Origin of the sequence: Halomonas elongata (assembly GCF_029081005.1) — a bacterium.
GTDB lineage: Bacteria > Pseudomonadota > Gammaproteobacteria > Pseudomonadales > Halomonadaceae > Halomonas > Halomonas elongata_B.
Window position 1 is genome coordinate 148386 of the sequence record NZ_JAJQTQ010000006.1, and the last position, 26816, is coordinate 175201.

A 26816-nucleotide genomic window follows, 5' to 3' on the forward strand; every position below is an offset into this window, starting at 1 on the left:
GGTCGGTTACAGGGTGTCGAGGGCTTTCTTCAGGGCGTTGCGCTGGAAGATCAGTTTCCAGCGACGTCCGCCTTGCTGATGCCAGAGCAGAGCAAAGCGGACGCCGGCCAGCAGGCAGGCCCGCACGCGCTCCGGCATCATGCGGCTCTGCAGCAGTGAAGGATCGCCCTGGACGACGATGCGCGTCTTGAGGGTGGAAAGGGTCTGCTGATAGACCTCGCCGAGACTGGCGATGATGTTCTCGTGGGTCTCGCCGAAATGCTCGGCCTGGCCCTGGACGCGTGTCAGTCGCTGCCCGAGGTCATCCATCATGGCGTTGTTGCCGCGCAGCTTGTTCATCAGCATCAGAAGCGAGAAGCCGTAGCGCATCACCACCGGGTTGGCCTGGCGACGTCCCAGCACGCCCTCGAGCGTGTCGAGGCCCTGGCGCAGGTTGTTGGGATGGCCACCGTAGATGGATTCGAAGCTCTCGGGATGGGTATCCAGCGTGGCGTGGACCAGGGTGTCCCAGGCGCGTTGGTCGACCTGACCGGTACGTGCCAGCTCGTCGACCAGGCTGGCGGCCTGGAAGACGCCGGCCAGCGCCAGAGCCTGGCGTCCTGCAGGCGCGTCGGGGGCCGGATGAATGGGGGTGGTTGCGGTCATGCGGCAGTCTCCGCGGCATTCCAGATGGCACGGATCACACCACCGCCGAGGCAAGTGTCTCCGTCGTAGAGCACCAGTGACTGGCCGGGCGTCACGGCCCGCTGAGGCTCGTCGAAATGCACCTCGACGCCGCCATCATCGAGGACGCGCATGGTACAGGGCACATCGGCCTGACGATAACGTGTCTTGGCGTGATAGCGGCCTTCGCGAGCCGGTGGCTCGCCGGCCACCCAGTCCATGGCTTCGGTGGCCAGGGTGTCGGTGTAGAGCAGGGCGTGATGCTTGCCCTGCACGACGGTGAGCACGTTGCGTTCGAGGTCCTTGCCGGCCACGTACCAGGGGGCATCGGAGTAGTTCGCAAGCCCGCCGATGCCCAGGCCCTGGCGTTGCCCGAGGGTATAATACATCAGCCCCATGTGCTCGCCGATGACGTCGCCTTCCGGTGTCTCGATAGTACCCGGCTGGGCGGGCAGGTACTGGCGCAGGAAGTCGCGGAAGCGTCGCTCACCGATGAAACAGATGCCGGTGGAGTCCTTCTTGCGTGCCGTCGCCAGGTCGTGTCGCTCGGCGATCTCGCGCACCTCGGCCTTCTCCAGCTCACCGACCGGAAAGAGGCTGCGGGCGATGGCGGACTCGGGGACGGCGTGCAGGAAGTAGCTCTGGTCCTTGTTGGCGTCGAGGCCCTTGAGCAGTCGCGCGTGCCCGTCGCGCTCGGCACGGCGCACATAGTGCCCCGTGGCGATCCACTCGGCGCCCAGCATCTCGGCATACTCGAGGAATACCTTGAACTTGATCTCGCGGTTGCAGAGGATATCCGGGTTCGGCGTGCGGCCGGCCTTGTACTCGGCGAGAAAGTGCTCGAAGACGTTGTCCCAGTACTCGGCGGCGAAGTTGGCAGTGTGCAGATGAATGCCGAGCTTGGCGCACACGGCCTCGGCATCCGCCAGGTCTTCCTTGGCGGTGCAGTATTCGGTGCCGTCGTCCTCGTCCCAGTTCTTCATGAACAGGCCTTCGACCTCGTAGCCCTGCTCGAGCAGTAACTGGGCGGATACGGAGGAGTCGACACCGCCGGACATGCCGACGATGACCTTGCCGTTGGTGGCTGTCATGGCGCTCTCGGGTTGAATGGGTCGCAAATGGGGCAGGATTATACCTTATCCTGGCTTCGAGCTTCGAGCTTCGAGCTTCGAGCTTCGAGCTTCGAGCTTCGAGCTTCGAGCTTCGAGCTTCGAGCTTCGAGCGAAGCGCGGTCAGCGCTCGTGAATCACGTCCATGGGGTAGAAGCGTTGGGCGATGGCGTCGCGGATACGTTTCATGACCAGAGGGCTGCGCATGCGGTCCTCGCGCTCCAGGGCTTCCAGTTCTTCCAGCGACAGCCAGTGAACCGCCCGAATGGCCGGGTCCAGTTCGTTGCCGAGGTGGGCGAGTGCCATGCCGTGGAAGCCGTGGCTGTGAAAGGTCTTGCCATCGGGCGCTTGGTAGACATAGAGCCCCAGGTAGTCGGTGATGCCTACCTGCCAGGCGGTTTCCTCGCGCAGCTCGCGCAGGGCGCCGTCTCGGATGCGCTCGCCGGGTTCCAGATGGCCGGCGGGCTGATTGAAAAGGGATTGCGGACCGCCGCGATCCTCTTCGACCATCAGATAGCAGCCGGCGCGTTCCACTACGGTGGCCACGCTGACGAAAGGGTGCCAGCGACTCATGGGCGCCTCCTCGTGAAAGAGCGGCGTCGGGGCTTGCTGCGCGGCGCATTGAGCGTCTCGTGGCGCCATTGCCCCGGCGCGAGACCGTCGAGTGACCAGGGGCCGATGGCCATCCGCACCAATCGCAGGGTGGGGTGGCCGACATGCGCGGTCATGCGGCGGACCTGGCGGTTGCGTCCTTCGGTGATGATGAGCTCCAGCCATTGGGTAACAGGATGGCGTTGCGGGTCCACCGGCGGCTGGCGGTCGGGCAGGGAGACGCCATCCAGCCGGCGTACCCGAGCGGGACGGGTCGGTCCGTCCTTGAGCTCGATGCCATCGCGCAGCGCCGCGAGGGCCGCATCATCCGGATGACGTTCGACCTGGACCCAGTAGGTCTTGGGCTGCTTGTGTTTCGGGTGGCTGATGCGGTGAATCAGATCGCCATCGTCGGATAACAGTAACAGTCCCTCGGAGTCGTGATCGAGCCGGCCGGCCGGGTAGATGCCGGGTTCGTCGAGATAGTCGGCCAGGGTCGCGCGGCGTCGGCCCGTCGCATCGCCGCGGTCGGTGAACTGCGAGAGGACGCGGTAGGGCTTGTGAAAGAGATATAGGCGGCTCATGGGGGTATCTTACCGGTCACGGCGTCGGGATGGCAGGGATCCTCTCTGATCCGGGTTCATGCGTTGCTGGCGGCAGGCTGATATACTGCGCCTCGCTCGCCGGAGCGCCCTCGTCATTTCTGGATCTGGCGTGATCAGCCCCGAGGGATGGCCGATGCCTCCTTGCGACTGCTGTGCCGGGCTGTTCTCACCATGGTTCCTGTCGTCCAGACATCGTGAGCGAGCGCTACCGACTCCCGTTTCATGCACCGCAGTGACCAGAGAGATCTACGCCAACATGTCGAAAACGCCGAAGATTATCTATACGCTGACCGACGAAGCGCCGGCCCTGGCGACCCATTCCCTGCTGCCGATCATCGATGCCTACACCGATTCCGCCGGCATCACCGTCGAGACCCGTGATATCTCCCTGGCCGGGCGTATCATCTCGCAATTCCCCGATTACCTCTCCGAGGCGCAGCAACTGGGCGATCACCTGGCCGAGCTGGGCGAGCTGGCCAAGACCCCGGAAGCCAATATCATCAAGCTGCCCAACATCAGTGCCTCGGTGCCGCAGCTCAAGGCGGCCATCAAGGAGCTGCAGGGCCAGGGCTATGCGCTGCCCGATTATCCCGACGAGCCGAGCAGCGACGGCGAGCGTGACATCAAGGCCCGCTACGATCGCGTCAAGGGGAGTGCGGTCAACCCGGTGCTGCGCGAAGGCAACAGCGACCGTCGTGCGCCGCGCTCGGTCAAGAACTACGCTCGCAAGTATCCTCATCGCATGGGCGGGTGGCAGGCCGACTCGCGCTCCCATGTCGCCCACATGAGCGAAGGTGACTTCTATGGCAGCGAGAAGTCGGCCCTGATCGGCGCCGATGGCGCGGTCAAGATCGAGCTGATCGGCGAAGACGGCAGCACCAGCGTGCTCAAGGAACAGACGCCAGTGCTGGCCGGCGAGGTCGTCGACGGCGCGGTCATGAGCCGCAAGGCCCTGAGTGCCTTTGTCACCGAGCAGATCGCCGATGCCAAGCAGCAGGACGTGCTGTTCTCCCTGCACCTCAAGGCGACCATGATGAAGGTCTCCGATCCGATCATGTTCGGCATGGTGGTCAACGAATTCTACCGCGACGTGCTCGACAAGCATGCCGATGCCCTGGAGGAGGTCGGTTTCGATGCCAACAATGGCATCGGCGATCTCTACGCCACCATCGCCAGGCTGCCCGAGGCCAAGCGGGCCGAGATCGAGAGCGACATCGAGGCGCTCTATGCCGAGCGTCCACGCCTGGCCATGGTCGATTCCTACAAGGGCATCACCAACCTGCATGTGCCCAGTGACGTGATCATCGACGCTTCCATGCCGGCGATGATTCGCGATTCCGGCAAGATGTGGGGCGCCGACGATGCCCTGCACGACGCCAAGGCGGTGATTCCCGATCGCTGCTATGCCGGTATCTACCAGGCCGTCATCGATGACTGCAAGCAGCATGGCGCCTTCGATCCGACCACCATGGGCAGTGTGCCCAATGTTGGCCTGATGGCCCAGAAGGCCGAGGAGTACGGCTCCCACGACAAGACCTTCCAGATCCCGGCCGATGGCACCGTACGCGTCACCGACGCGGCCGGCAAGGTGCTGTTCGAGCATCCGGTCGAGGCCGGTGATATCTGGCGCATGTGCCAGACCAAGGACGCCCCGATCAAGGACTGGGTCAAGCTGGCCGTGACCCGCGCCCGCGAAAGCGGTGCGCCGGCAGTGTTCTGGCTCGATGCCGAGCGCGCCCACGATGCGCAGCTGATCAAGAAGGTCGAGGCCTACCTCCAGGACCACGATACCGATGGCCTCGATATCCGTATCATGGCGCCGATGGAGGCGATGCAATTCTCGCTGGCGCGGATCCGCCGGGGCGAGGACACCATCTCGGTGACCGGTAATGTGCTGCGCGATTACCTGACCGACCTGTTCCCGATCATGGAACTGGGTACCAGCGCCAAGATGCTTTCCATTGTGCCGTTGATGAACGGCGGCGGCCTGTTCGAGACCGGGGCCGGCGGCAGCGCGCCCAAGCACGTCCAGCAGCTCCTCGAGGAGAACCACCTGCGCTGGGATTCCCTGGGCGAATTCCTGGCCCTGGCCGCTTCCCTGGAGCATCTGGGCAAGACCTTCGACAATGCCCGCGCCCGGGTGCTGGCCAAGGCGCTGGACGAGGCCAATGGCAAGTTCCTCGACAGCAACAAGTCGCCGTCGCGCAAGGTCGGCGAGCTGGATAACCGCGGCAGCCACTTCTATCTGGCCCTGTACTGGGCCGAGGCACTGGCCGCCCAGGACGAGGATGCCGAGCTCAAGGCACTGTTCGGCAAGCTCGCCGAGGAACTGAAAGGCAAGGAAGCCACCATCGTCGAGGAACTGAATGGTGTCCAGGGGCAGTCGATGGAGATCGGTGGCTACTATCATGCCGATGGCAAGCTGGCTGATACCGTGATGCGCCCCAGCGAAACCCTCAATGCTGCCCTGGAGCTGGTGGCCAGGCGCTGATCCAGTCCGGCTCTTGTCATCGGTACCAAGGTGTCCCGGCCCCGCCTGATTCAATGGCGGGGCCGTTGCATTGAGGGACGCACAGCGTTATAGCAGGGTGAAGAGCCCGCGATGAACCCGCGTGCGCCGATGACGTCCAATATCCGTCGAGGGGCGTCGACGGCGGCTTGTCGAGAAGCGAAGTGGTGCTTATGTTCAAAAGAGAGGAGAGTGGGATGGCGGACCGCCTGGCCCCGTACCGAGCCGGGATGACGCGGCCCTCGGAGCCGGATGAAGAGGGCGACGGCGATGTTGCGGTGCAGTCGTCCGAGCCGGAGCTGGCGCATCCGCCGATGTACAAGGTGGTCTTGCATAATGACGACTTCACCCCCATGGAGTTCGTTGTCGAGGTACTGCAGACCTTCTTCCACATGGACAGCGAGACTGCGGTGCAGGTCATGCTGGCGGTACATACCCAGGGCAAGGCCACCTGTGGCATTTTTACCCGGGATATCGCGGAAACCAAAAGCCACCAGGTCAATCAATATGCACGAGAGTGCCAGCATCCGTTGCTGTGCGACATCGAAGCGACGGACGATTGAGCATCGGCATGGTCCAGGGGCCGATGGCGAAATAACGTTGGTGAGGTCACTTGCAACGTTGCCATTTGTACCCGATGTTGATGATGCCGGACCGAGAAAGATCCGACGCAAGCCCTAAGCGGCGAGAAGGGGACTGCCATGCTGAGCAAAGAACTTGAACTGACCCTCAACACGGCCTTTACCGTAGCGCGTTCAAAGCGTCACGAGTTCATGACCGTGGAGCACCTGCTGCTGGCTCTGCTGGATAACGCCTCCGCGGCGGATGTGCTCAAGGCCTGCGGGGCCAATATCGACAAGCTGCGGTCCGACCTGCAGGATTTCATCAATTCCACGACGCCGCTGATCCCCGAGGACCAGGGGGATCGCGAGACGCAGCCGACGCTTGGCTTCCAGCGGGTGCTGCAGCGTGCCGTCTTTCATGTGCAGTCTTCCGGCAAGAGTGAGGTCACCGGTGCCAATGTGCTGGTGGCGATCTTCTCGGAGCAGGAGAGCCAGGCGGTCTACTTCCTCAAGCAGCAGAACGTGGCCCGGGTGGATGCCGTCAACTACATCGCCCATGGCATCTCCAAGGTTTCCGGGCACGACGACAATGCTTCTTCTTCGCCATCGCCCGATGCCGAGGAAGCCGAGGAGGCCGGCAGCGAGACCAGCAGCAATCCGTTGACCGGCTATGCCACCAATCTCAACGAGCAGGCGCGCATCGGCAAGATCGATCCGTTGATCGGTCGCGATCATGAACTCGAGCGGGTCGTGCAGATCCTGGCGCGCCGACGCAAGAACAACCCCTTGCTGGTAGGCGAAGCCGGCGTCGGCAAGACCGCCATTGCCGAGGGGCTGGCCAAGCGTATCGTCGAAGAGGACGTGCCCGACGTGATCGGTGATTCCGTGGTCTATTCGCTGGACATGGGGGCGCTGCTCGCCGGCACCAAGTATCGCGGCGACTTCGAGAAGCGCCTCAAGGGGCTGTTGGCCGAGCTGCGCAAGCAGCCCAACTCCATCCTGTTCATCGACGAGATCCATACGGTGATCGGTGCCGGTGCCGCATCGGGGGGCGTGATGGATGCCTCCAACCTGCTCAAGCCGCTGCTCTCCTCGGGGGAACTGCGCTGCATCGGGTCCACGACCTTCCAGGAATTCCGTGGCATCTTCGAGAAGGATCGGGCGCTGGCGCGCCGCTTCCAGAAGGTCGATGTCATGGCGCCTTCGGTGGATGACACCGTGCGCATCCTCAAGGGGCTGCGTTCGCGCTTCGAGGAACACCATCAGCTCAAGTATACCGACGAGGCGCTCGAGACGGCCGCGCGACTGGCGGATCGTTACATCAATGATCGCTTCCTGCCGGACAAGGCCATCGATGTCATCGACGAGGCGGGTGCACACCAACGCCTGTTGCCGCCGGAAGTGCGGGTCGATTGCATCGACGTGGATCAGGTCGAGGCGGTGGTGGCCTCCATTGCACGGATTCCACCGAAGAGCGTCTCCAGCTCGGATCGCAAGCTGCTCGAGAACCTCGACCGTGACCTCAAGATGCTGGTGTTCGGCCAGAACGAGGCCATCGACAGCCTGTCGGCAGCGATCAAGCTGTCCCGGGCCGGACTCAAGTCGCCAGACAAGCCGGTGGGCAGCTTCCTGTTCGCCGGTCCGACCGGGGTCGGCAAGACGGAAGTGGCTCGCCAGCTGGCGCACATCATGGGCATCGACCTGGTGCGCTTCGACATGTCCGAGTACATGGAGCGCCATACGGTGTCACGGCTTATCGGTGCGCCGCCGGGCTACGTCGGCTATGACCAGGGCGGCCTGCTGACCGAAGCGATCACCAAACAGCCGCATTGCGTGCTGCTGCTCGACGAGATCGAGAAGGCGCATCCCGAGGTCTTCAACCTGCTGCTGCAGGTCATGGACCATGGCAAGCTGACCGACAACAATGGGCGCGAGGCGGATTTTCGCCATGTGATCCTGATCATGACCTCGAACGCCGGCGTCGAGTTGACCACGCGTCGCTCCATTGGCTTCCAGGTTCAGGATCATTCCACCGATGCCATGGAAGAGATCCGCAAGACCTTCACGCCGGAGTTCCGGAATCGCCTGGATGGCATTATCCAGTTCCATTCCCTGCCCACCGAGGTGGTGCGCAATGTGGTGGACAAGTTCCTGGTCGAGCTCCAGGCCCAACTGGATGAGAAGCGCGTGCAGCTCGAGGTAGACGAGGCGGCTCGCGATTGGCTGGCCGAGCGCGGTTATGATCCGGACATGGGGGCGCGCCCGATGGCCCGCTTGATCCAGGAAAAGCTCAAGAAGCCATTGGCCGAGTTGATCCTGTTCGGGGAACTGGCCGAACACGGTGGCGTGGTGCATGTCAGCGTCGAGGACGACGAACTGCACCTGGCATCGGAATCGGAGTTGGCCGACGCGCCCTGAGGTGGCGCGTCACTCGTTCCCATGACCCCACGCCCTGTCTTCGGACGGGGCGTCTTTCGTTCCGGGGCCGGCAACCAAGGCCGGCAGGAGAAGGGCTGCCGACCGGCGAGCGTAGACGCGTCAGGGGTGGCCCGGGCGTTTCCTCAGCGGGAGCGGTAGACGATACGCCCCTTGGAGAGGTCGTAGGGGGTCAGCTCGACCTTGACCTTGTCGCCGGTCAGGATGCGGATATAGTTCTTGCGCATCTTGCCCGAGATATGAGCGGTCACCACGTGTCCGTTCTCGAGTTCGACCCGGAACATGGTGTTGGGAAGGGTATCGACGACGACGCCTTCCATTTCGATATGGTCTTCGCGTGCCATATAGGCGATTCCTCGCTGGTGATGACGAACAAACAAGCGGCACGATACTCGGCGGAAAGCCGGCCATGCCGATAAGGATAGCGCGATATTGTGCCGCATGCCGCCCGTCAAGGCAAAAGGTGAGGCCGCTCAATCGAGGATCAGGCGTCGCCAGTGTCGGCCATCGAGCTGTTCCAGGGGCCGGAAATTCTGCTTGTAGGCCATCTTGCGGCATTCCTGGATCCAGTATCCCAGGTAGACGTGGGGGAGCCCGAGCTGACGGGCGCGCTCCACCAGTGCCAGCACCGCATAGGTGCCGAGGGAACGGCGCTCGAACTGGTTGGCGGGGTCGAAGAAGGTATAGATCGCCGACAGGCCGTGCTCGAGCTGGTCGAAGGCGGAGACTGCCAGCAGTCGATCGCCGAGGCGCAATTCGAGCAACTTGGCGTAGTCTTGGTCCAGGGTCAGGAAAGTGCGATATTGCTCATAGCTTGGCGGATACATGTCACCGTCGCTGTGCCGCGTGCGAATGTAATGGGCATAGAGCGAGTAGTGCTCGGCATCGAAGGTGGCGGGGCGCACGTGTTCGCTCAAATCGGCATTGCGGTGCATGAGCTTGCGCTGGGTACGACTCGGCGCGAAGTCGTCCACCGGAATGCGTACCGAGATACAGGCACGGCATCCCTCGCAGTGGGGGCGGTAGAGATGATGACCGCTGCGCCGGAACCCCAGCAGCGTCAGGGCATCATAGACACCGCTTCCCGGGGATTGTTGGGGATCGAGAAACAGCGTGGTCGCCTCGCGATCCTCCAAGTAACTGCATGAGTGCGGCACGGTCAGAAAAAAACGCAGGTCGCGTATCGGCTGCCGCGGAGTGTTACTGCTCAAGGCTGCCGTCTCCTCTCGTCCGTGGCTCCGTCATGGTGTCTCGCCGAGCCGTGTGAACGACCAGGTCGGTGGGGTGATGGCATTCGATTCCAGGTGATGTTCGTCATCCGGCATATCACCCAGCCACTGTTCAAGATAGCCGATGAACTCGGCCCGGGCGATGTCCCGGGCCCCCAGGCTGGCCAGGTGGGCGGTATGCATCTGACAGTCGATTAGGCGCCCGCCTCCACGGGCCATGCTTCTGGCCAGCGCCACCAGGGCGATCTTGGAGGCGTCGGCCACGCGCGAGAACATCGACTCGCCGAAGAAGACGGGGCCCAGGGCGACGCCGTAGAGACCGCCCACCAGGACGCCATCGCGCCAGACTTCTACCGAATGCGCCGCACCGAGATCGTGGAGTCGGCCGTAGGCCGCATGCATTTCGTCGGTAATCCAGGTCCCGGGGTGGTCGCGACGGGGGGCCGCACAGGCGCTGACCACGGCATCGAAGGCGGTATCGGCCGTGATGCGAAAGCCGCCATTGCGCAGGCGCTTGGCGAGACTGCGTCGTATCCGGACCTCCCCGGGCAAGAGAATCATGCGGGGGTCCGGGCTCCACCACAGGACCGGCTGACCCTCGCTGTACCAGGGGAAGATGCCGCGTCGATAGGCGGCCAGCAGCCAGGCCGGACTCAGGTCGCCGCCTGCGGCCAACAGGCCGCCGGGTTCATCCAGGGCGGTGTCGACCGGGGGGAAGCCGATGGGACGCTCGGGCAGCCAGGGGAGCATGCGGGATCGTTCCTTGCGTTGGGACGATATAGTGTGACGGGCACCGGGGCGCCACTCAAGCCATCGAGGCCCCGGTGCAGGGCTATCGCAGTTAAACGTTGTCGCTCGGGCTGATCCGTCGACAGGCCTGCGAGGGGGCGCTGTGAACCCTTCCCTGGGCGCTACCGATGCCATCCATGGCATCGGACCCCCTCTTCGGCATGTCCCCGGCGCCCCTCGCCAGATTCAGTTGCGATAGCCCTGGGCCCTGGTGCGGGGCTATCGCAGTTAAACGTTGTCGCTCGGGCTGATCCGTCGATGTGTCCTGCTGCATTGGTTCCGGGCCCCTGTGACGGTGCGGCCAGGCTGGTATGATTGGCCTTTGTGGAATCTGGAAGACGCCATGTGGCGCAAGGGGATGGCCGCTTGACAGCCAAGAAGAAGTCCGCGTCGCACGGTCGTGCGGCGAATGCCAAGGAAACGGCCAGGCGCTTCGGCCTGCGTCTGCAGGGGTCGGCACGCGAGGGCGTGGTGATCCTGCTGCTGGCAGCCTGTGTGTTTCTGCTGCTGGCCCTGTTCAGTTTCGATGCCGGCGATCCAGGGTGGTCGCGAAGTGGGCCGGAGACGGAGGTCGCCAACTGGATGGGGGCCTTCGGGGCCTGGCTCGCCGATGTGCTGTACTCACTGTTTGGTGCCAGTGCCTTGTGGTGGCCCGCCATGCTCGGGTTTGCCGCCTGGTGGTTGATGCGTTCGCGACAGGTGAACTTCGAGTGGGATGCCACCTTGCTGGCCGTTCGTTGTGGCGGACTGGTGCTGTTGCTGCTGGGCACCACGACACTGGGGGCCTTGCACTTCTATCGTCCCGACAGTCCCTTGCCCTATGCCGCGGGGGGGATCCTCGGCGAAGGGTTGGTCGGGGCCTTGCTGCCCATGCTGGGCAGTGGCGGGACCTCGCTGTTGGCGCTGGCCGCCATGCTGTGCGGGATGCCACTGTTCACGGGCCTGTCCTGGTTGACCATCATGGACGAGCTGGGGCTGCGTGCTGTGGTGCTGTGGCGCTGGGCATCGAGCCGGTTCGCGCTGAAGCGCGAGGCGCCCGACGCCGAAAGCGCATCGCCCGAGCCGCGACGAGCGAGCCGCCAGCGATCGTCGTCCGATACCGACGTGGCGACGAAGGAAAAGGCGGCGGACGACGAGGGCGAACCATCACGGCGCGGGGCCTGGTGGCGACGCCTGGTACCGGGACTCGACAGCGGTGAGTCGCCGGTACTGGAAGGCGCGGGCCGTCGCGATCCTGGATTCGGCGATGACGGCAAGACCGAGATTCCCTGGGAGGTGCCCGATCGCACGCCCTCGGCCAAGCGCCCTGAGGCGGCGTATACCGCTCAGGCGTCAGAGGGGCCCAGGGAGCCGACCGTCTCGCTGTCGCCGGGCAATACATCGTTGTCGACTCCGACGGCCGAGCAGGAACCCAGTGAACGTCCGTCCCCTCGGGCTTCGGCATTCGTTGCGCCACCGTCCGACGAGGCGCCTTCCGGTGCGCCGTCGATCTCGGCCCGGGAAGAGGGGGCCTCGGGGGCTGAAACGCCGGACGAGCCGGTGAGCGAGCCCTCGTCGCCGCCTGAAACGCAGACGACGCGCCGGGTACCCGAAACCGTGCCCGAGCCGATATTGCCGGATGACGACGAGATCCCGTCCAGCATGCCGTCGGCGCCCGCCTCACCATCTTCCGGAAGCAGGCCTGTTGGCGATGACGCGCCGTCGCGCGGGACGTCCCATGAGCCGGTGTCGCCGAGTCCTGCATCGGCCGACGCGCCAAGGGAAGCAACCGGCGGATCCGTTGGCGGTGAGCCCGGAATGACTGAAGCGACAGCCCCCCCATCACCGTCGGTGTCGACGATGGAAGAAGGGGCGTCGGCCAGGGCGTTCGGCGAGGCTGACGGTGATGCGCCGCGGGTCGCGACTGCCGACCAGGCGCGAGACGCCGCCGACGAGGAGGGGCCCGCCCTCTGGACCGTGGAACACTTGCAGAACCAGCGCCCTTCGTTCGAGGAATTCTCCGAGCCGGATGGCGAGCTGCCGAGCCTGCGCTTGCTGACGCCCCCGGAACCGCACCAGCCCAATTACACCGACGAGCAGTTGACCGAGATGGCCGAACTGCTCGAGACGCGATTGCGCGAGTATGGCGTCAAGGCCGAGGTGGTCGACACCTGGCCGGGGCCGGTGATCACGCGTTTCGAGATCAAGCCGGCGGCGGGGGTCAAGGTTTCCAAGATCAGCAATCTGGCCAAGGACCTGGCACGCTCGCTGATGGTCAAGAGCGTCCGGGTGGTGGAGGTGATTCCCGGGCGGCCCACCGTGGGTATCGAGATTCCCAATCCCCACCGTGCCATGATCCGGCTGCGTGAGGTGATCGATTCCGATCGCTATCAGCACGAGGCCTCGGCGCTGACCGTGGCCCTGGGCCAGGACATCGGTGGTGCGGCCGTGGTGGCCAATCTCGGCAAGATGCCGCACCTGTTGGTGGCCGGGACGACGGGGTCGGGCAAGTCGGTGGGGGTCAATGCCATGTTGATCTCCATGCTGCTCAAGGCCCAGCCGGACGAGCTGCGCATGATCATGGTCGATCCCAAGATGCTGGAACTGTCGGTCTACGACGGCATCCCGCATTTGCTGGCGCCGGTGGTCACCGACATGAAGGAAGCCGCCAATGGCCTGCGCTGGTGCGTCGCCGAGATGGAGCGTCGCTACAAGCTGATGGCTGCCATGGGGGTGCGTAACATCGCCGGCTTCAACGAGAAGCTCGACGAGGCCGAGCGTGCCGGCGCCCAGGTTGCCGATCCCTTGTGGGAGCCGCAGCCCTGGGAAATGCACCAGGCGCCGCCGGTGCTCGAGAAGCTGCCCTATATCGTGGTGGTGATCGACGAATTCGCCGACATGTTCATGATCGTCGGCAAGAAGGTCGAGGAACTGATCGCGCGCCTGGCCCAGAAGGCCAGGGCCGCCGGTATCCACCTGATCCTGGCGACCCAGCGTCCCTCGGTGGACGTGGTGACCGGCTTGATCAAGGCCAACATTCCCACTCGCATGGCCTTCCAGGTCTCGTCCCGGGTCGATTCGCGCACCATCCTCGACCAGGGCGGCGCCGAGAACCTGCTGGGGCATGGCGATATGCTCTATCTGCCTGCCGGGGCCGGCATGCCCACCCGGGTACATGGTGCCTTCGTCGACGACGACGAGGTGCACCGGGTGGTCGAGGACTGGAAGCGACGTGGTGAACCGGAGTATATCGACGAGATCCTGTCCGGCGGCGTGTCCGCCGATGCCCTGGCCGGCCTGGAGGCCGAGGGCAGCGGTGATGGCGGTGATGCCGAGCAGGATGCCCTCTACGACGAGGCGGTGCAGTTCGTCACCGAGAGTCGGCGGGCCTCGATCTCGGCGGTACAGCGCCGCTTCAAGATCGGCTACAACCGTGCCGCGCGTCTGGTCGAATCCATGGAGTCGGCCGGCGTGGTTTCGACCATGGGCACCAACGGCGCCCGCGAGGTGCTGGCGCCGCCGCCCGTCGGCGACTGAGCCGCATCGTGCAAGCACCATGCAAGGTCGGGCGAGCGTGCAACTCGTCCGGACTGCCGGGGTCCGAATGCCACAGGAAGCCATCACGGACCCGTTCAGGGAGAAGATGATATGATAGTGAAAACGAGCCTCGCCGCCGGCGCCCTGCTGGCCCTGGCACCGCTCTCTGCGGTGGCCGACGAGGGTGCCGAGCGGCTGACGCGCATGCTCGAACCGGTCAAGACCTATGTGGCCGATTTCGACCAGGAGATTCTCGACAGCGGGGGGCAGCAACTCCAGGAAGCGAGTGGAAGAATGTGGCTGGCGCGTCCGGGACGCTTCCGCTGGGAAGTGGATGCACCCTATGAGCAGATCGTGGTGTCGAACGGAGAGGACGTCACTCTCTACGATCCCGATCTTCAGCAGGCCACGATCCAGGCGCTCGATGAGCGAGTGACCCACACACCGGCACTGTTGTTGTCCGGCAGCACCGACGAGCTCACCGAGAGTTACGAGGTGACGCGCTCGCAACAAGGGACCGCGGAAACCTTTACCCTGACGCCGCGCGATGCCGATACTCTGTTCGAGTCCTTGAAGATGACCTTCTACGGCGAGACGCTCGGCCGGTTGCAGATGACCGACAGCACGGGACAGCGCACCGCCATCGAGTTCGATGATGCACAGCAGAATGTCGAAGTGTCGGATTCCCGCTTTTCGATCGAGCTGCCCGAGGACACCGATGTGATTCGCGAATCCCCCTGAGTCGCATCGTCCGCTTCCTCATCGCCCCCGTCGGGTCCAGCCGGCGGGGGCGATGTCGTTGCCGATCCTGTCAGGTCGCATGGCAGCGACGACGGGGCTGGCATGCGAGGTGTCGATTCAGTGCGAGTGTCGAGATAAGCAGGACGATGCCGAACAGCGTCAGGGCCGTCACATGACCGAACAGGTCCACCAGGGTGCCGGTCACCACGACCGGCAGGCTGAAGCCGATGTAGGCCATCAGGAAGAAGCCGGCGCTGGCACGGGAATGTTGACCGTCGGCCGCATCGAGCACTCCGCTCAGGCCGCCGAGATAGATGAAACCGTAGCAGGCACTGCTGGCTGCCAGGGCTCCGGCCAGGACGCTGCCGAGGCTGCCCGCGAGGGCGCCCCAGGCAATCAGCGTATAGGCCAGCGGGAGGATGGACAGGCCGAGCCGAACGGATGTTACCGACGTCAGGCGCCTGGCCAGGGGCTGGAACAGCACGCCGCCGCTGCAGATGCCCAGGGTCACGAACCCGGACCAGTCGGACAGGCCATGCCGGTCGAGTGTGGCGGGGAGAATGGCGATGACCAACCCCACGGTGGCCCAGGCCAACAGAATCGACAGGCCGAACGGCAGGCTGCCCGACGGATAGGCGGGAAGTCGCAGGAAAGGAGCGCGGCGGGGTGCCTCGTTCGATGCGTCCTCGAGGCCCAGCAGCAGTATCAGCGCGAGCCCTGCCATGCCCAGATACGCCCCCAGGCTGGGGGGCGTCAGGCTCGGTTCATGGAGCAGGAAGGCACTGGTCACGGCCGCGCCCAGTCCGAAGCCGAGAGAAGTGCTGGCCGTGACCCAGTTCGTCGGGCGCCGGCTGTCCGAGGTGTTGAATAAGGCTAGCATGTAGGCGGGAGCCGATATCGAGGTCAGGGCGGCGGCGATGCCCATCAACAGGCGGGCGATACCCAGGCTGGTGACGCCGGGCGCGACCAGGGTCAAGGTGGTGGCGATACCGCAGAGGCACAGTGCGGCCATGATCAGTGTCCGCCGACCCACTCGATCCGGAAGGCCGCCGAGCAGGATCAGTACCGGCAGGATGCCGACCACATAGGCGGCGAAGGCGAGCGAGGTAGCACCGACGCCGAGCCCATCATGGGCGGCGAGAGCCGCGTAGTAGGGCGCCTGGAGATTGACGGCACTGGTGATCATGCAAAGGGCGAAGGCGAGTCGCCAGGCATTGAGAGAGCGCATGGGAGTTCCCGAAGGTGGCGTTGACCGTTGCCACGCTCTCACCGATGCCCGCAGCGGATAAGGGACACTCACGAACGATTTTGCGGGCACTGTTCAGGATTTTTCCGGAACGGTGGATGGAGGAAGGGACTATGCAATTGCAGATCGATCCGGACGAGGGCGGGCCGCTGGTGCAGCAGGTGACCGAAGGTATCCGGGACTGGATCGCACGCCACGGGACAAGCGGTGTACGCTTGCCGTCGATTCGACGCCTTTCCTCGGAATTGAGGGTCAGCCGCAACATCGTCATCGAGGCCTACGAGCGGCTCGTCGCCCTGGGCTGGGTTCACTCCCGGCCGGGCTCGGGGTTCTATGTCGCCGAACGCGTCATCGACGCGGACGAGCAGGGCGCGCGCAGTGGCATGGCGGATGTGTCGGGCGAGATGTGGAACCAGTTCCAGGATGAGGGCGATTCCCTGAAGCTGGGGTGCGGCTGGTTGCCCGGTGACTGGCGGGAGGAGGAAGCGTTCGCTCATGCCGTGCGGCAGGTGACGCGGGGATCGTCGAGCGGTCTCTTCGATTACAGCACGCCGCTCGGGTCGCCGGAACTGCGTGCCCTGATACAGGAGCGGCTGAGACGGCTGGCCATCGATGTCGATGCCAACCAGCTGCTCATGACCGGTGGGGGTAGCCAGGCCCTCGATATCATCGTGCGCTGGTTGCTGCGCCCCGGGGATACCGTCTTCGTCGAGACGCCGGGGTATTACAACCTGTTCGGCCTGTTGCACTTGCATCGTGTCAGGATCGTCGGGGTGCGTCGCACGGCGGAGGGGCCGGATCCCGAACATCTCGAGACATTGCTCCAGCGGTACTCACCGAAACTGTTCTTCTGCAACAGCGTTTTCCACAATCCGACCGGTACCACGCTGAGTCCGAGCGTGGCCCATCGCGTGCTGCAGCTGGCCGAACGACACGACATGCGGATCGTCGAGGATGACATCTACGCCGACTTCCAGCACGCCCCCTCGTCCCGACTGGCCTCACTGGACGGTATACGCCGGGTGATTTACGTGGGCTCCTTTTCCAAGAGCCTGTCCTGTTCGCTGCGCGTCGGTTTCATCGCCGCGCCCCCCGAGTTGCTCAAGCCGCTGGTCGACGTGAAGATGCTGAGCAACATCGCGACCTCACCGTTCGCCGAGCAGGTGGTGGCGGCCCTGTTGCGGAATGGCGCCTATCGCAAGCTGATGGAACGCTTGAGGATCAGGCTCGCCGGGCAGATGGCCACCGCCATTAAGCTGGTGCGAGAGGGTGGCTGGGACATGTACGCCACGCCCCAGGGCGGCATGTTCCTGTGGGTGCGCCACCCGGCTGTCGCGTCATCCGGCGAACTGGTGGCGCGGGCACGCCGGCAAGGCATACGCCTGTCGCCGGGCCAGGTCTTTCTGCCCGACGTCGACGACTCGCCCTGGCTGCGGATCAACGTGGCCTATACCAATGACGCCAGAGCGGTGGACTTCCTGACCGCACCGCTCTGAGTCAGCCTTCCCCTCGATCTGCCGCATCGTCGAGACTGGCTCGCCAGGCCTGCATCTGCTGGAAGCGCTTTTCCTGGCCATGCTCGCTGGGCTCGAAGAAGCGCTCGAAGGGGATCTCGTCCGGCCAGCAATCATGTTGGCTGCCCGCGGGATAGCCGTCGGGCTCGTTGTGGGCGTAACGATACCCCTCGCCGTGGCCGAGGGACTCCATCAACCGAGTCGGCGCATTGCGCAGGTAGGTGGGTACCTCGAGGCGTGGCTGGGCGGCGACGAACTGCTTGGCCCGCTTCCAGGCCTGGTCAATGGCATTGCTCTTGGGAGCGACGGCCAGATGGATGGCGACGTGGGCGATGGCACGCTGCCCTTCGTAGTCGCCCAGACGCAGGTAGGCGTCCCAGGCGGCCATGGCCAGTGGCAGGGCGCGGGGGTCGGCGTTGCCGACATCCTCCGAGGCGATGGCGGTGAGGCGGCGAATCACGTCCAGGGGATCGCCACCGCCCTGCATGAAGCGTGCGATATACAGCAGGGCGGCGTCCGGGCGGGAGGAACGCACCGACTTGTGGATCGCCGACAGCAGGTCATAGAAGTGATCGCCCTGCTTGTCGAAGGCACTGGCCTGATGGCCGATGATGTCCTCCAGTGCCTCGCGGGGCAGTCGCTCACCATGGCCCTCGGATTCGGTGAAGTCGCAGGCGGTCTCCAGCAGCCCGAGGGCGCGGCGGGCATCGCCGGCGGCGGCACGGGCGAGCAGGCCCAGGACCTCGTCATCCACGGCGATGCGCCGGGTGCCCAGGCCCCGGGTCTCGTCGGCGAGGGCGCGTCGTAGTACCTCGGCCACGTCGTCGTCGGTGAGCGCCTTGAGGACATGCACCCTGGCCCGTGACAACAGGGCGGAGTTGACCTCGAAGGAGGGGTTCTCGGTGGTGGCGCCGATCAGCGTCAGCAGGCCCGATTCCACATGCGGCAGCAGGGCATCCTGCTGGCTCTTGTTGAGCCGGTGAATCTCGTCGAGGAACAGCAAGGTGCCGCGATCCTGGCCCTGGGCGACCCTGGCGCGGTCGACGGCCTCCCGAATGTCCTTGACGCCTGCCATCACCGCCGAGAGTCGCTCCAGGTGGGCGCCGGATTCCTCGGCCAGTATCTCCGCCAGGGTGGTCTTGCCGGTCCCGGGAGGGCCCCACAGGATCATCGAGCGTACCGCCCCGGTCTCGACCATGCGTCGTACTGGCTTGTCCGGGCCGACCAGCGCCTGCTGGCCCACGTAGTCGGCGAGGCGGCGAGGCCGCATGCGCCAGGCCAGGGGCGCATGCTGGTCGGAGGCGGCTTGCTGGAACAGGTCCATGTGTGGCTCCTTGGGACTGCCGATTGAATGACGTGATGGGCGGGAACGGGCAAAGATGGCGTCCAGGGTCTAGCTTGATAACTCCGTCGTCCCGACTTGGGGAACCCATGCCGAGAAGGCGCGTCCAACTCAAGGTGCCTTCCGTCCATGTCCGATACAGAGGAGGCCTTCGCCATGCCCATGCTGAACCAACTGCGTCAGGATCATGCCAATATGGCGCGCATGTTGCACGTTCTGCAGCTCAAGCAGAAGACCTTGGCTGGCGGTGAACGTCCCAACTTCCAACTGGTGCGCGAAGTCGTGGATTATATCCTCGATTACATGGATGGTTTCACCATGCCGCTGGAAGAGATCTGCACGGAGCGCCTGCGCGAACGGGCGCCGGAATGCGATGACGTCACCGAGCGCTTGTCCAGGGACTACCGCGCCCTCCGGGCCCGGCTCAAGCGACTGTCCAATGATCTCGACATGATCCTGATGGACGCCGTGGTGCCGATGGACTGCTTCGCCGACGATCTCAAGGGATATCTCGAGGCTCATCGCAATTATCTGCGCGAGGAGCGCGAGCAACTCTTTCCATTGATTCGTGAACATTTCAACGATGCGGATCTCGACAAGCTCGCCGAGGCCCTGCCGGCTGGTGCTGCCGCCGAGCTGGAGCGGCTGCAGGCGGCCTACCCGGAACTCTATGCCGAGCTGCGCGATGCACCGGAGCCCGTGACCTGACCACCTTCAGCGTCTGCCTTGCCTTGAGGTAGAATGCGTCGCACTTCATGACGAGGCGCGACGCCCATGCATCATCACCCGAGCCCCCCGGCTCTTGCCATCCTTTCGTTCCCCGGTCCTTGCAGGGCCGGGGGTGACGAGGGCGTGCGCTGATGTCGGGGCCGATACTGGTGTTCGATTCCGGCGTGGGCGGCTTGTCGGTCGTGGCATCGCTGCGCCGGCGACTTCCCGAGGCAGCGCTGGCCTATGCCTGCGACAACGCCATGATGCCCTATGGCGTGCGCGAGGATGACTGGCTGGTAGAACGCATCCTCGAGGTCTGCGGGGCCGCGGTGGCGGCCAGTGGTTGTGCCGGACTGGTGGTGGCCTGCAATACGGCCAGTACCCTGGCACTCGAGGCGTTGCGCGAGCACCTGGCGGTGCCGGTGGTCGGGACCGTGCCGGCGATCAAGCCGGCGGCCGGGATGAGCGAGACCCGCCATATCGGCCTGCTGGCGACCAGCGCCACTGTGGCGCGCCCCTATACCCTGCGTCTGATTCGAGAATTCGCCGGGGATTGCCGGGTGACGCGCATGGCCGCCGATCCCCTGGTGGCCGAGGCCGAGCGCTGGGTAATGGGCGCGTGTCCCGATCCGGATGTCCTGATTCGAACGCTGTCACCGCTGGCGAAGATGCCGAGCCTGGATACCGTGGTGCTGGGCTGTACCCATTTTCCGCTGTTGCGCGACAGGCTCATCGAGGCCGCCCCGTGGAGTGTACGATGGGTCGACTCGGGAGACGCCATCGCCCGTCGTGCCGGCCAGGTGATGGTCGATCATGACCGCTCCCGGGGCCGCGAGACGGGCTGGGTCACGGCGCCTTCCGAGGCCCTGGCCCGGGGACTGTCCGGTTTCGGATTCACCGAGACCCGCTTGTTGCCGCTGGCCTGACGCGCGCCCGATCGCTTTGCCCTTACCCGTTTCATCGTGACCGTTCACGCTGTCCCATACCGATCATCAGGAGCCATCGTGGCCATTCCCGTTGTCGATCCTCCCCGCTATGACGAGCAGCTCGCTGCCAAGCGCGCACGTCTTGTCGAGACCTTTGCGCCTTTTGCACCTCCGGCGCTCGAGGTCTACCCCTCGCCGCCCAGTCACTACCGCCAGCGTTGCGAATTCCGCCTCTGGCACGAGGGTGACGATCTCTTCTATGCCATGTTCGAGATCGATCCCGACGAACCCGGCAAGAAGCGCGTGGTGCGCCTGGACGACTATCCGGTCGCCGGTCGGCGGATCAACGAGTTGATGCCGCAACTGCTCGAGGCGGTGCGCGACCGTCCGGAACTGCGGCGAAAGCTGTTCCAGGTCGAGTTTCTCACCACCCTGTCCGGCGAGGCGCTGGTCACCCTGATCTATCACCGCCAGCTCGACGAGGCCTGGGATGACGCCGCGCGTGAGCTCGAACAGGCGCTCGACATCATGATCATCGGGCGCGCCCGCAAGCAGCGGCGGGTCCTGACCCGTGACCATGTCTGGGAATGTCTCGAGGTCGATGGCCGTCGTCTGCATTATCAGCAGGTCGAGAACAGTTTCACCCAGCCCAACGCCGAAATCTGTCGCGCCATGCTCACCTGGGCGCGGGACGTCACCGCCGGCAGCCAGCAACGCGATCTGGTCGAGCTGTATTGCGGAAACGCCAATTTCACGGTGGCCCTGGCCGGCAATTTCCGGCGCGTCCTGGCCACCGAAATATCGCGCACCTCGGTGGCCAGTGCCCGGGAAAATCTCGAAGCCAATGCCATCGACAACGTGACGGTGGGGCGCATGTCAGCCGAGGAATTCACCCAGGCCCTCAAGGGCGAGAAGGGAGGCCGGCGTGTCGAGGCCTGGGCGCTCGGCGAGTACGATTTTTCCACGGTGCTGGTGGACCCGCCCCGTGCGGGGCTCGACGAGGCGAGCTGTCGTCAACTGAGCGAGTATGAGCGTATCGTCTATATTTCATGCAACCCGGATACACTGGCGCAGAATCTGGAGATACTGGCGCAGACACACGATGTGACTCGCTTCGCGCTCTTCGATCAGTTCCCCTGGACGCATCATTGCGAGTGTGGGGTGCTGCTGGAGCGACGCGCTTGATTGCGACCTTTGTCTTAAGCGTATCGGTATTGTCAAGGCGCGATGCGCAACCGACATGCGCCATGAGCAAAGGGGCATGTTGCTGGGGATGAGGCGTCGATTGGCGTAACCTCCGGGGCCAAGGGAAATGCAGAACGAAGCGCCCGTCCCCCATCTTGTATTTTCGGCCACCGCCGGTGGCCCCTGGCAGTCGAGGTGATTGATGCTACACGTCGCACAGGAGGAGACCCGCCTGGATCTTCTCAAGCAGCTCAAGGAACGGCTGCAGAGCCGTCTGGACAAGGACAAGGCCGCCGCGGTCGACGCCTTCGCTCACCTCTTCTACGCTGCCGTGCCCCTGGAAGACCTGGCCGACAGGCGTCTGGACGACCTCTATGGCGCGACCCTGTCGGTGTGGCACTTCATCCAGCAGTTCGATCCCGATGCCCCCAAGGTTCGGGTACTCAACCCGGACTTCGAAGAACACGGCTGGCAATCCACCCATACCTTCATCGCCGTGCTACACGAGGACATGCCGTTTCTCGTCGATTCGGTGCGTGTGGAACTGAATCGACGGGGCATGACCGTTCATGCCATCCATAACGCCGTGCTGGCGGTGGCCCGTGACGGCGACCATCGTCTGCAGCGCGTGGCATCGCCGGAGGAGGCCGATGCGCCGGAGAGCCGTGAGTCGCTGATCGCCATCGAGGTGGATCGCCACTCCAACCCGGACGATCTCGAGGGAATCGAGTCCAGTCTGCAGGAGGTGCTGCGTGAGGTCCGGACCGCGGTGGGCGACTTCGATCCCATGCGCGAGCAGGCCCGAGCGGCCATCCAGGAGCTCGAGGCCATGCGGCCGGCGCAGGTCGATGCGGCGGATCACCGGGAAGCCATCGAGTTCCTGCAGTGGCTTCTCCAGGACAATTTCACCTTCCTGGGCTACGACGAGTATGAGGTACGCGACGACCAGGGGCGTCAGCGTCTCGACAAGGTCGAGAACAGCGAGCTCGGGGTCTTTCGCCTTGATCAGCCACGCTATCACGAGCGCATCCGTACCGACCTCGGCGTCGAGGGCGATCACTATGTGCCGATGCCGCAGGTGATGTCGTTTGCCAAGAGCGCCCATCATGCCAGGATCCACCGGCCGACCTATCCCGATTACATCTCCATTGATCGCTATGACGACCAGGGCCAGGTGATCGGCGAGCGGCGCTTCCTCGGCATGTTCACCGCCACGGTCTACAACGAATCGCCGCGCAACGTGCCGATCCTGCGGCGCAAGCTCCAGGCGGTGATGGATATCGCCGGCTTCAGCCCCAAGGGGCACAATGGCAAGCAGTTGCTGCAGATTCTCGAGGTCTATCCGCGCGACGACCTCTTCCAGATCGATATCGATGAACTGGCGCAGACGGCGCTGGGGATTCTCGATATCCGTGAGCGTCGCCGTGTGCGGTTGTTCATTCGCGAGGACACCTTCGGCAAGTTCTATTCCTGCCTGGTGTTCGTACCGCGCGACGTCTTTTCCACCGAGCTACGGGTGCGTCTCCAGGAGCTGCTCTGCGAGGAGCTCGATGCCACCTTCGGGGATTTCAACACCTACCTCTCGGAGTCAGTGCTGGCGCGTATCCAGTTCATCCTGCGCTTCAACGGCGAGCGGCCGGTGGAGTACGACATCAGGCGCCTGGAGGAGAAACTGGTCAAGTTGGCGCGCAACTGGCGCGACGACCTGCTCAATGCCGCCATCGAGGGATTCGGCGAAGAAAATGCCAACCTGTTGATGAGCCGCTTTCGCGATGCGTTTCCGGCCAGCTACCGCGAAGACTTCAGTGCCCGCACCGCGGTCTACGATCTGCAGCACATCGGGGAGCTCGACGAGGGCGCGCCGCTGGCACTGTCGCTGTACCGGCTGATCGAGGAAGAGGGCAGTGGCGTCAATCTCAAGCTGTTCCACCGGGGGATGCCGATCCCGTTGTCCGATGTCCTGCCGATGATGGAGAACCTGGGATTGCGGGTCCTCGGTGAACGTCCCTATGAGGTGCAGGCCAGCGACGATGCCTACTGGATTCACGACTTCACCCTGGAGCACCACACCAGTGTGGAAATGAATCTCCAGGAAATGCGTGATCCCTTCATCGAGGCCTTCCAGCGGATCTGGGCGGGGGAGGCCGACAATGATGCCTTCAACCGATTGATCATCGGTGCCAATCTCGATTGGCGCGAGGTGGCGATGCTGCGCGCCTATGCGCGCTATCTGAAGCAGATTCGCTTCGGCATGTCCCAGGACTATATCGCCACCACCCTGGGCAGCCACCCGGAGATCACCCGCGAACTGGTGTCCCTGTTCGAGCTGCGTTTCGACCCGGCCGAACGTCCCGACGAAGGGGATATCGAGGAATGCGAGTCGCGCATCCTGTCGCTGCTCGATGACGTGCCGAGCCTCAACGATGATCAGCTGCTGCGCCGTTACATGGAGCTGATCAAGGCGACCCTGCGGACCAACTACTACCAGCGTACCGAAGAGGGGCGCTACAAGGATTACCTCGCCTTCAAGCTCGAGCCCTCCCGGGTGTCCGGCATGCCCAAGCCGCGTCCGGCCTACGAGATCTTCGTCTGTTCGCCGCGCGTCGAGGGCGTGCACCTGCGTGGTGGCAAGGTCGCCCGGGGCGGGCTGCGCTGGTCCGATCGCCACGAGGATTTCCGCACCGAGGTGCTTGGCCTGGTCAAGGCCCAGCAGGTCAAGAACGCGGTGATCGTGCCGATGGGGGCCAAGGGCGGTTTCGTCTGCAAGCGCATGCCGGAAGGCGCGGATCGCGAGACGACCCAGAAGGAAGGCATCGCCTGTTACCAGACCTTCATTCGTGCCCTGCTGGATGTCACCGACAACCTGGCCGGCGGCGAGGTCGTGCCGCCGCGTGACGTGGTGCGTCACGACGATAACGATCCCTATCTGGTGGTGGCGGCCGACAAGGGCACGGCGACCTTCTCCGATATCGCCAACGAAATCTCCACCGAATACGGTCACTGGCTCGGCGATGCCTTCGCCTCCGGGGGGGCCAATGGCTATGACCACAAGAAGATGGCGATCACCGCCAAGGGCGCCTGGGAATCGGTCAAGCGTCACTTCCGCGGTCTGGGCATCAACACTCAGGAAGACGAGTTCAGCGTGGTCGGCATCGGCGACATGGCCGGCGACGTCTTCGGCAACGGCATGCTGCTCTCCGACAAGATTCGCCTGGTGGGCGCCTTCAACCACCTGCACATCTTCGTCGACCCGACGCCTGACGCGGCGTCGAGCTTCGCCGAACGTCAGCGCCTGTTCGACATGCCGCGCTCCAGCTGGGAAGACTACAATGCCGAGCTGATCTCCGAGGGCGGCGGTATCTTTCCGCGCAGTGCCAAGTCGATCGCCATCACGCCGCAGATGAAGAAGGTCTTCGGCATTCGCGAGGACAAGCTGTCGCCCAACGAGCTGATCCACGCCATGCTGGTGTCCAGGGTCGACCTGGTCTGGAACGGCGGGATCGGCACCTACGTCAAGGGCAGCGAGGAAAGCGATGCCGAAGTCGGCGACAAGGCCAACGATGCCCTGCGTATCGATGGCCGCGAGCTCAACTGCCGAGTGGTCGGCGAGGGCGGCAACCTCGGCCTGACCCAGCGCGGACGCATGGAGGCCGCCGCCAAGGGCGTGCGAGTCAATACCGACTTCATCGACAACGCCGGCGGCGTGAACTGCTCCGACCATGAGGTCAACATCAAGATCCTCATCGACGAGGTCGTGTCACGGGGCGACTTGACCGAGAAGCAGCGCAATCAGCTGCTCGCCGACATGACCGGCGAGGTCAGCGAACTGGTGCTGCTGGACAACTATCGCCAGACCCAGGCGCTGGATCTCGCCGAACTGCTCTCGCGCCAGGGTATCGGTCCCTTTCGTCGCTTCATCAGCGAGCTGGAGGCGGCCGGCCAGATCGACCGTGAACTCGAGTTCCTGCCCTCCGACGAGGAACTGCTCGAGCGTACCCAGCATGAGCAGGGGATGACCCTGCCAGAGCTGTCGGTGTTGATCTCCTACGCCAAGAGCGTGCTCAAGGGGGATCTGATTGCCTCGGATGTGCCCGATGACCCGACCATCATGCGCTTCGTGGAGCGTGTCTTCCCGTCGATGCTGGCCGAGCGGTATCGCGACGAGATGTATGAGCATCGCCTGAAGCGCGAGATCGTCGCCACTCAGGTGGCCAACGACCTGGTCGATCATATGGGCGTGGTCTTCGTGCGGCGCCTGATGGATTCCACCGGCGCGGATCGTGCCGATATCGCCCGGGCCTATGTCATCGCCCGCGACAGCTTCCAGCTGCCGCGCCTTTGGGAGCAGATCGAGGCTCTCGACAACAAAGTGTCGAGCCAGGTGCAGTATTCGATGATGCTCGACCTGATGCGCATGCTGCGTCGTTCCACGCGCTGGTTCCTGCGCCAGCGTACCGGCATGAACACCCGGGATACTATCGACTACTTTGCTCCGCGCCTGGCGCAGTTGCAGGAGAATATCGGAAAGCGACTGCGCGGCGAGGAGCAGGAGCAATGGTCGACTCGCCGCCAGGAGCTGGTGAAGGCGGGCGTCCCCGAGGCGCTGGCGTCCACCGTGGCGGCCTCGGGTAGCCTCTATGCGGCGCTCGGCATCATTCAGACCGCACGCCAGACTGACGAGAAGCCTCAGCGTGTCGCCGAGATCTTCTACGAGGTCGGCGCTCGTCTGGAGCTTCCCTGGATCATCCAGCAGGTCACCCGTCTCGAGGTCCGCGACGGCTGGCAGGCCAAGGCGCGGGACACCTTCCGTGACGATATCGATCGCCAGCAGCTCGCCTTGACCGCCAGCGTGCTGGGGATGCAGGGAGGCCCGCGTGACAGTGCCGAGCGCGTCAATCGCTGGCTGACCCAGCATGAAGGCATGCACCAGCGCTGGTGCCGTCTGCTCGAGGAAGTGGGTAGTGGCAGCCAGGGTGGCTTCCCGCTGTTCGCCGTGGCAGTACGTGAACTGGTGGACCTGGCCGAAAGCAGCAGCGATGACTGATCGATGGGCGCCTCGATGGAGGCGCCTTTGCTCATGACAGCGACCGACACAACAAGGGCGCCGAAACGGCGCCCTTGTTGTGTCGGTGGTCAGTGGC

General features: G+C 64.3%; 19 protein-coding genes. 10 read left to right on the plus strand and 9 right to left on the minus strand.

The features are described 5' to 3' along the window. Window positions 1-6: 6 nt before the first annotated feature. The 4 genes from hflD to LU493_RS06720 form a co-directional block, all read right to left on the minus strand. The gene (gene hflD / locus LU493_RS06705) at window positions 7-645 is read right to left on the minus strand and encodes a high frequency lysogenization protein HflD (protein ID WP_275287017.1); all 639 of its coding nucleotides are present in this window, start codon (window positions 643-645) and stop codon (window positions 7-9) included. Further along, window positions 642-1754, minus strand: coding sequence for a tRNA 2-thiouridine(34) synthase MnmA (mnmA, locus tag LU493_RS06710; RefSeq protein ID WP_275287018.1), 1113 nt, complete (start codon window positions 1752-1754; stop codon window positions 642-644). Before mnmA ends, hflD begins: the two co-directional genes overlap by 4 nt. 141 nt (window positions 1755-1895) lie before the next feature. Beyond that, on the minus strand, window positions 1896-2345 hold the full coding sequence (locus tag LU493_RS06715) for an NUDIX domain-containing protein (RefSeq protein ID WP_275287019.1): 450 nt from the start codon (window positions 2343-2345) through the stop codon (window positions 1896-1898). Further along, the gene (locus LU493_RS06720; protein WP_275287020.1) at window positions 2342-2947 is read right to left on the minus strand and encodes a pseudouridine synthase; all 606 of its coding nucleotides are present in this window, start codon (window positions 2945-2947) and stop codon (window positions 2342-2344) included. The genes LU493_RS06715 and LU493_RS06720 overlap by 4 nt, the downstream gene beginning before the upstream one ends. Window positions 2948-3224: 277 nt before the next feature. Between LU493_RS06720 and LU493_RS06725 the strand changes: the two genes are divergently transcribed. From LU493_RS06725 to clpA, 3 genes are all read left to right on the plus strand, one after another. Further along, window positions 3225-5459 (plus strand): NADP-dependent isocitrate dehydrogenase, encoded by a 2235-nt coding sequence (locus LU493_RS06725; RefSeq protein ID WP_275287021.1) that lies wholly within the window; start codon window positions 3225-3227, stop codon window positions 5457-5459. 215 nt (window positions 5460-5674) lie between these two features. After that, window positions 5675-6040: an ATP-dependent Clp protease adapter ClpS gene (gene clpS, locus LU493_RS06730; protein WP_275287022.1), complete on the plus strand. Its 366-nt coding sequence runs from the start codon at window positions 5675-5677 to the stop codon at window positions 6038-6040. 138 nt (window positions 6041-6178) lie between these two features. After that, a complete protein-coding gene (gene clpA, locus LU493_RS06735) occupies window positions 6179-8458 on the plus strand; it encodes an ATP-dependent Clp protease ATP-binding subunit ClpA (RefSeq protein WP_275287023.1) in 2280 nt (759 codons plus the stop codon). Between the two features lie 143 nt (window positions 8459-8601). Here clpA and infA read toward each other — a convergent pair whose 3' ends face one another. From infA to aat, 3 genes are all read right to left on the minus strand, one after another. After that, the gene (gene infA, locus LU493_RS06740; protein ID WP_013332816.1) at window positions 8602-8820 is read right to left on the minus strand and encodes a translation initiation factor IF-1; all 219 of its coding nucleotides are present in this window, start codon (window positions 8818-8820) and stop codon (window positions 8602-8604) included. A 129-nt stretch (window positions 8821-8949) separates the two neighbouring features. Further along, window positions 8950-9687, minus strand: coding sequence for an arginyltransferase (locus LU493_RS06745; RefSeq protein WP_275287024.1), 738 nt, complete (start codon window positions 9685-9687; stop codon window positions 8950-8952). Between the two features lie 30 nt (window positions 9688-9717). Next, window positions 9718-10455: a leucyl/phenylalanyl-tRNA--protein transferase gene (gene aat, locus LU493_RS06750; protein ID WP_275287025.1), complete on the minus strand. Its 738-nt coding sequence runs from the start codon at window positions 10453-10455 to the stop codon at window positions 9718-9720. Window positions 10456-10860: 405 nt separating this feature from the next. Here aat and LU493_RS06755 point away from each other — a divergent pair, with 405 nt between their 5' ends. Both LU493_RS06755 and lolA read left to right on the plus strand, forming a co-directional pair. Continuing rightward, window positions 10861-14010: a DNA translocase FtsK gene (locus tag LU493_RS06755; protein WP_275287026.1), complete on the plus strand. Its 3150-nt coding sequence runs from the start codon at window positions 10861-10863 to the stop codon at window positions 14008-14010. Between the two features lie 111 nt (window positions 14011-14121). Further along, on the plus strand, window positions 14122-14751 hold the full coding sequence (gene lolA, locus LU493_RS06760) for an outer membrane lipoprotein chaperone LolA (RefSeq protein WP_275287027.1): 630 nt from the start codon (window positions 14122-14124) through the stop codon (window positions 14749-14751). 70 nt (window positions 14752-14821) lie between these two features. Here the strand turns inward: lolA and LU493_RS06765 are convergent, their stop codons facing one another. Beyond that, window positions 14822-15979, minus strand: a complete 1158-nt coding sequence (locus LU493_RS06765; RefSeq protein WP_275287028.1) for an MFS transporter — start codon at window positions 15977-15979, stop codon at window positions 14822-14824. 131 nt (window positions 15980-16110) lie between these two features. Here LU493_RS06765 and LU493_RS06770 point away from each other — a divergent pair, with 131 nt between their 5' ends. Continuing rightward, a complete protein-coding gene (locus LU493_RS06770) occupies window positions 16111-17493 on the plus strand; it encodes a PLP-dependent aminotransferase family protein (RefSeq protein WP_275287029.1) in 1383 nt (460 codons plus the stop codon). A gap of 1 nt (window position 17494) precedes the next feature. Here the strand turns inward: LU493_RS06770 and LU493_RS06775 are convergent, their stop codons facing one another. After that, window positions 17495-18835 (minus strand): replication-associated recombination protein A, encoded by a 1341-nt coding sequence (locus LU493_RS06775; protein ID WP_275287030.1) that lies wholly within the window; start codon window positions 18833-18835, stop codon window positions 17495-17497. Window positions 18836-19015: 180 nt separating this feature from the next. On the opposite strand from LU493_RS06775, the gene LU493_RS06780 reads away from it, so the two are divergent. The 4 genes from LU493_RS06780 (at window position 19016) to LU493_RS06795 (ending at window position 26719) form a co-directional block, all read left to right on the plus strand. Further along, complete coding sequence (locus LU493_RS06780) at window positions 19016-19561, plus strand: hemerythrin domain-containing protein (protein ID WP_275287042.1); 546 nt, start codon at window positions 19016-19018, stop codon at window positions 19559-19561. A 152-nt stretch (window positions 19562-19713) separates the two neighbouring features. Next, window positions 19714-20490, plus strand: a complete 777-nt coding sequence (murI, locus tag LU493_RS06785; RefSeq protein ID WP_275287031.1) for a glutamate racemase — start codon at window positions 19714-19716, stop codon at window positions 20488-20490. Between the two features lie 78 nt (window positions 20491-20568). Continuing rightward, window positions 20569-21675 carry a tRNA (uridine(54)-C5)-methyltransferase TrmA gene (gene trmA / locus LU493_RS06790; RefSeq protein ID WP_275287032.1) on the plus strand — a complete coding sequence of 369 codons (1107 nt, stop codon included), beginning with the start codon at window positions 20569-20571 and terminating at the stop codon, window positions 21673-21675. A gap of 202 nt (window positions 21676-21877) precedes the next feature. Then, window positions 21878-26719, plus strand: a complete 4842-nt coding sequence (locus tag LU493_RS06795) for an NAD-glutamate dehydrogenase (RefSeq protein ID WP_275287033.1) — start codon at window positions 21878-21880, stop codon at window positions 26717-26719. Window positions 26720-26816 lie beyond the last annotated feature (97 nt).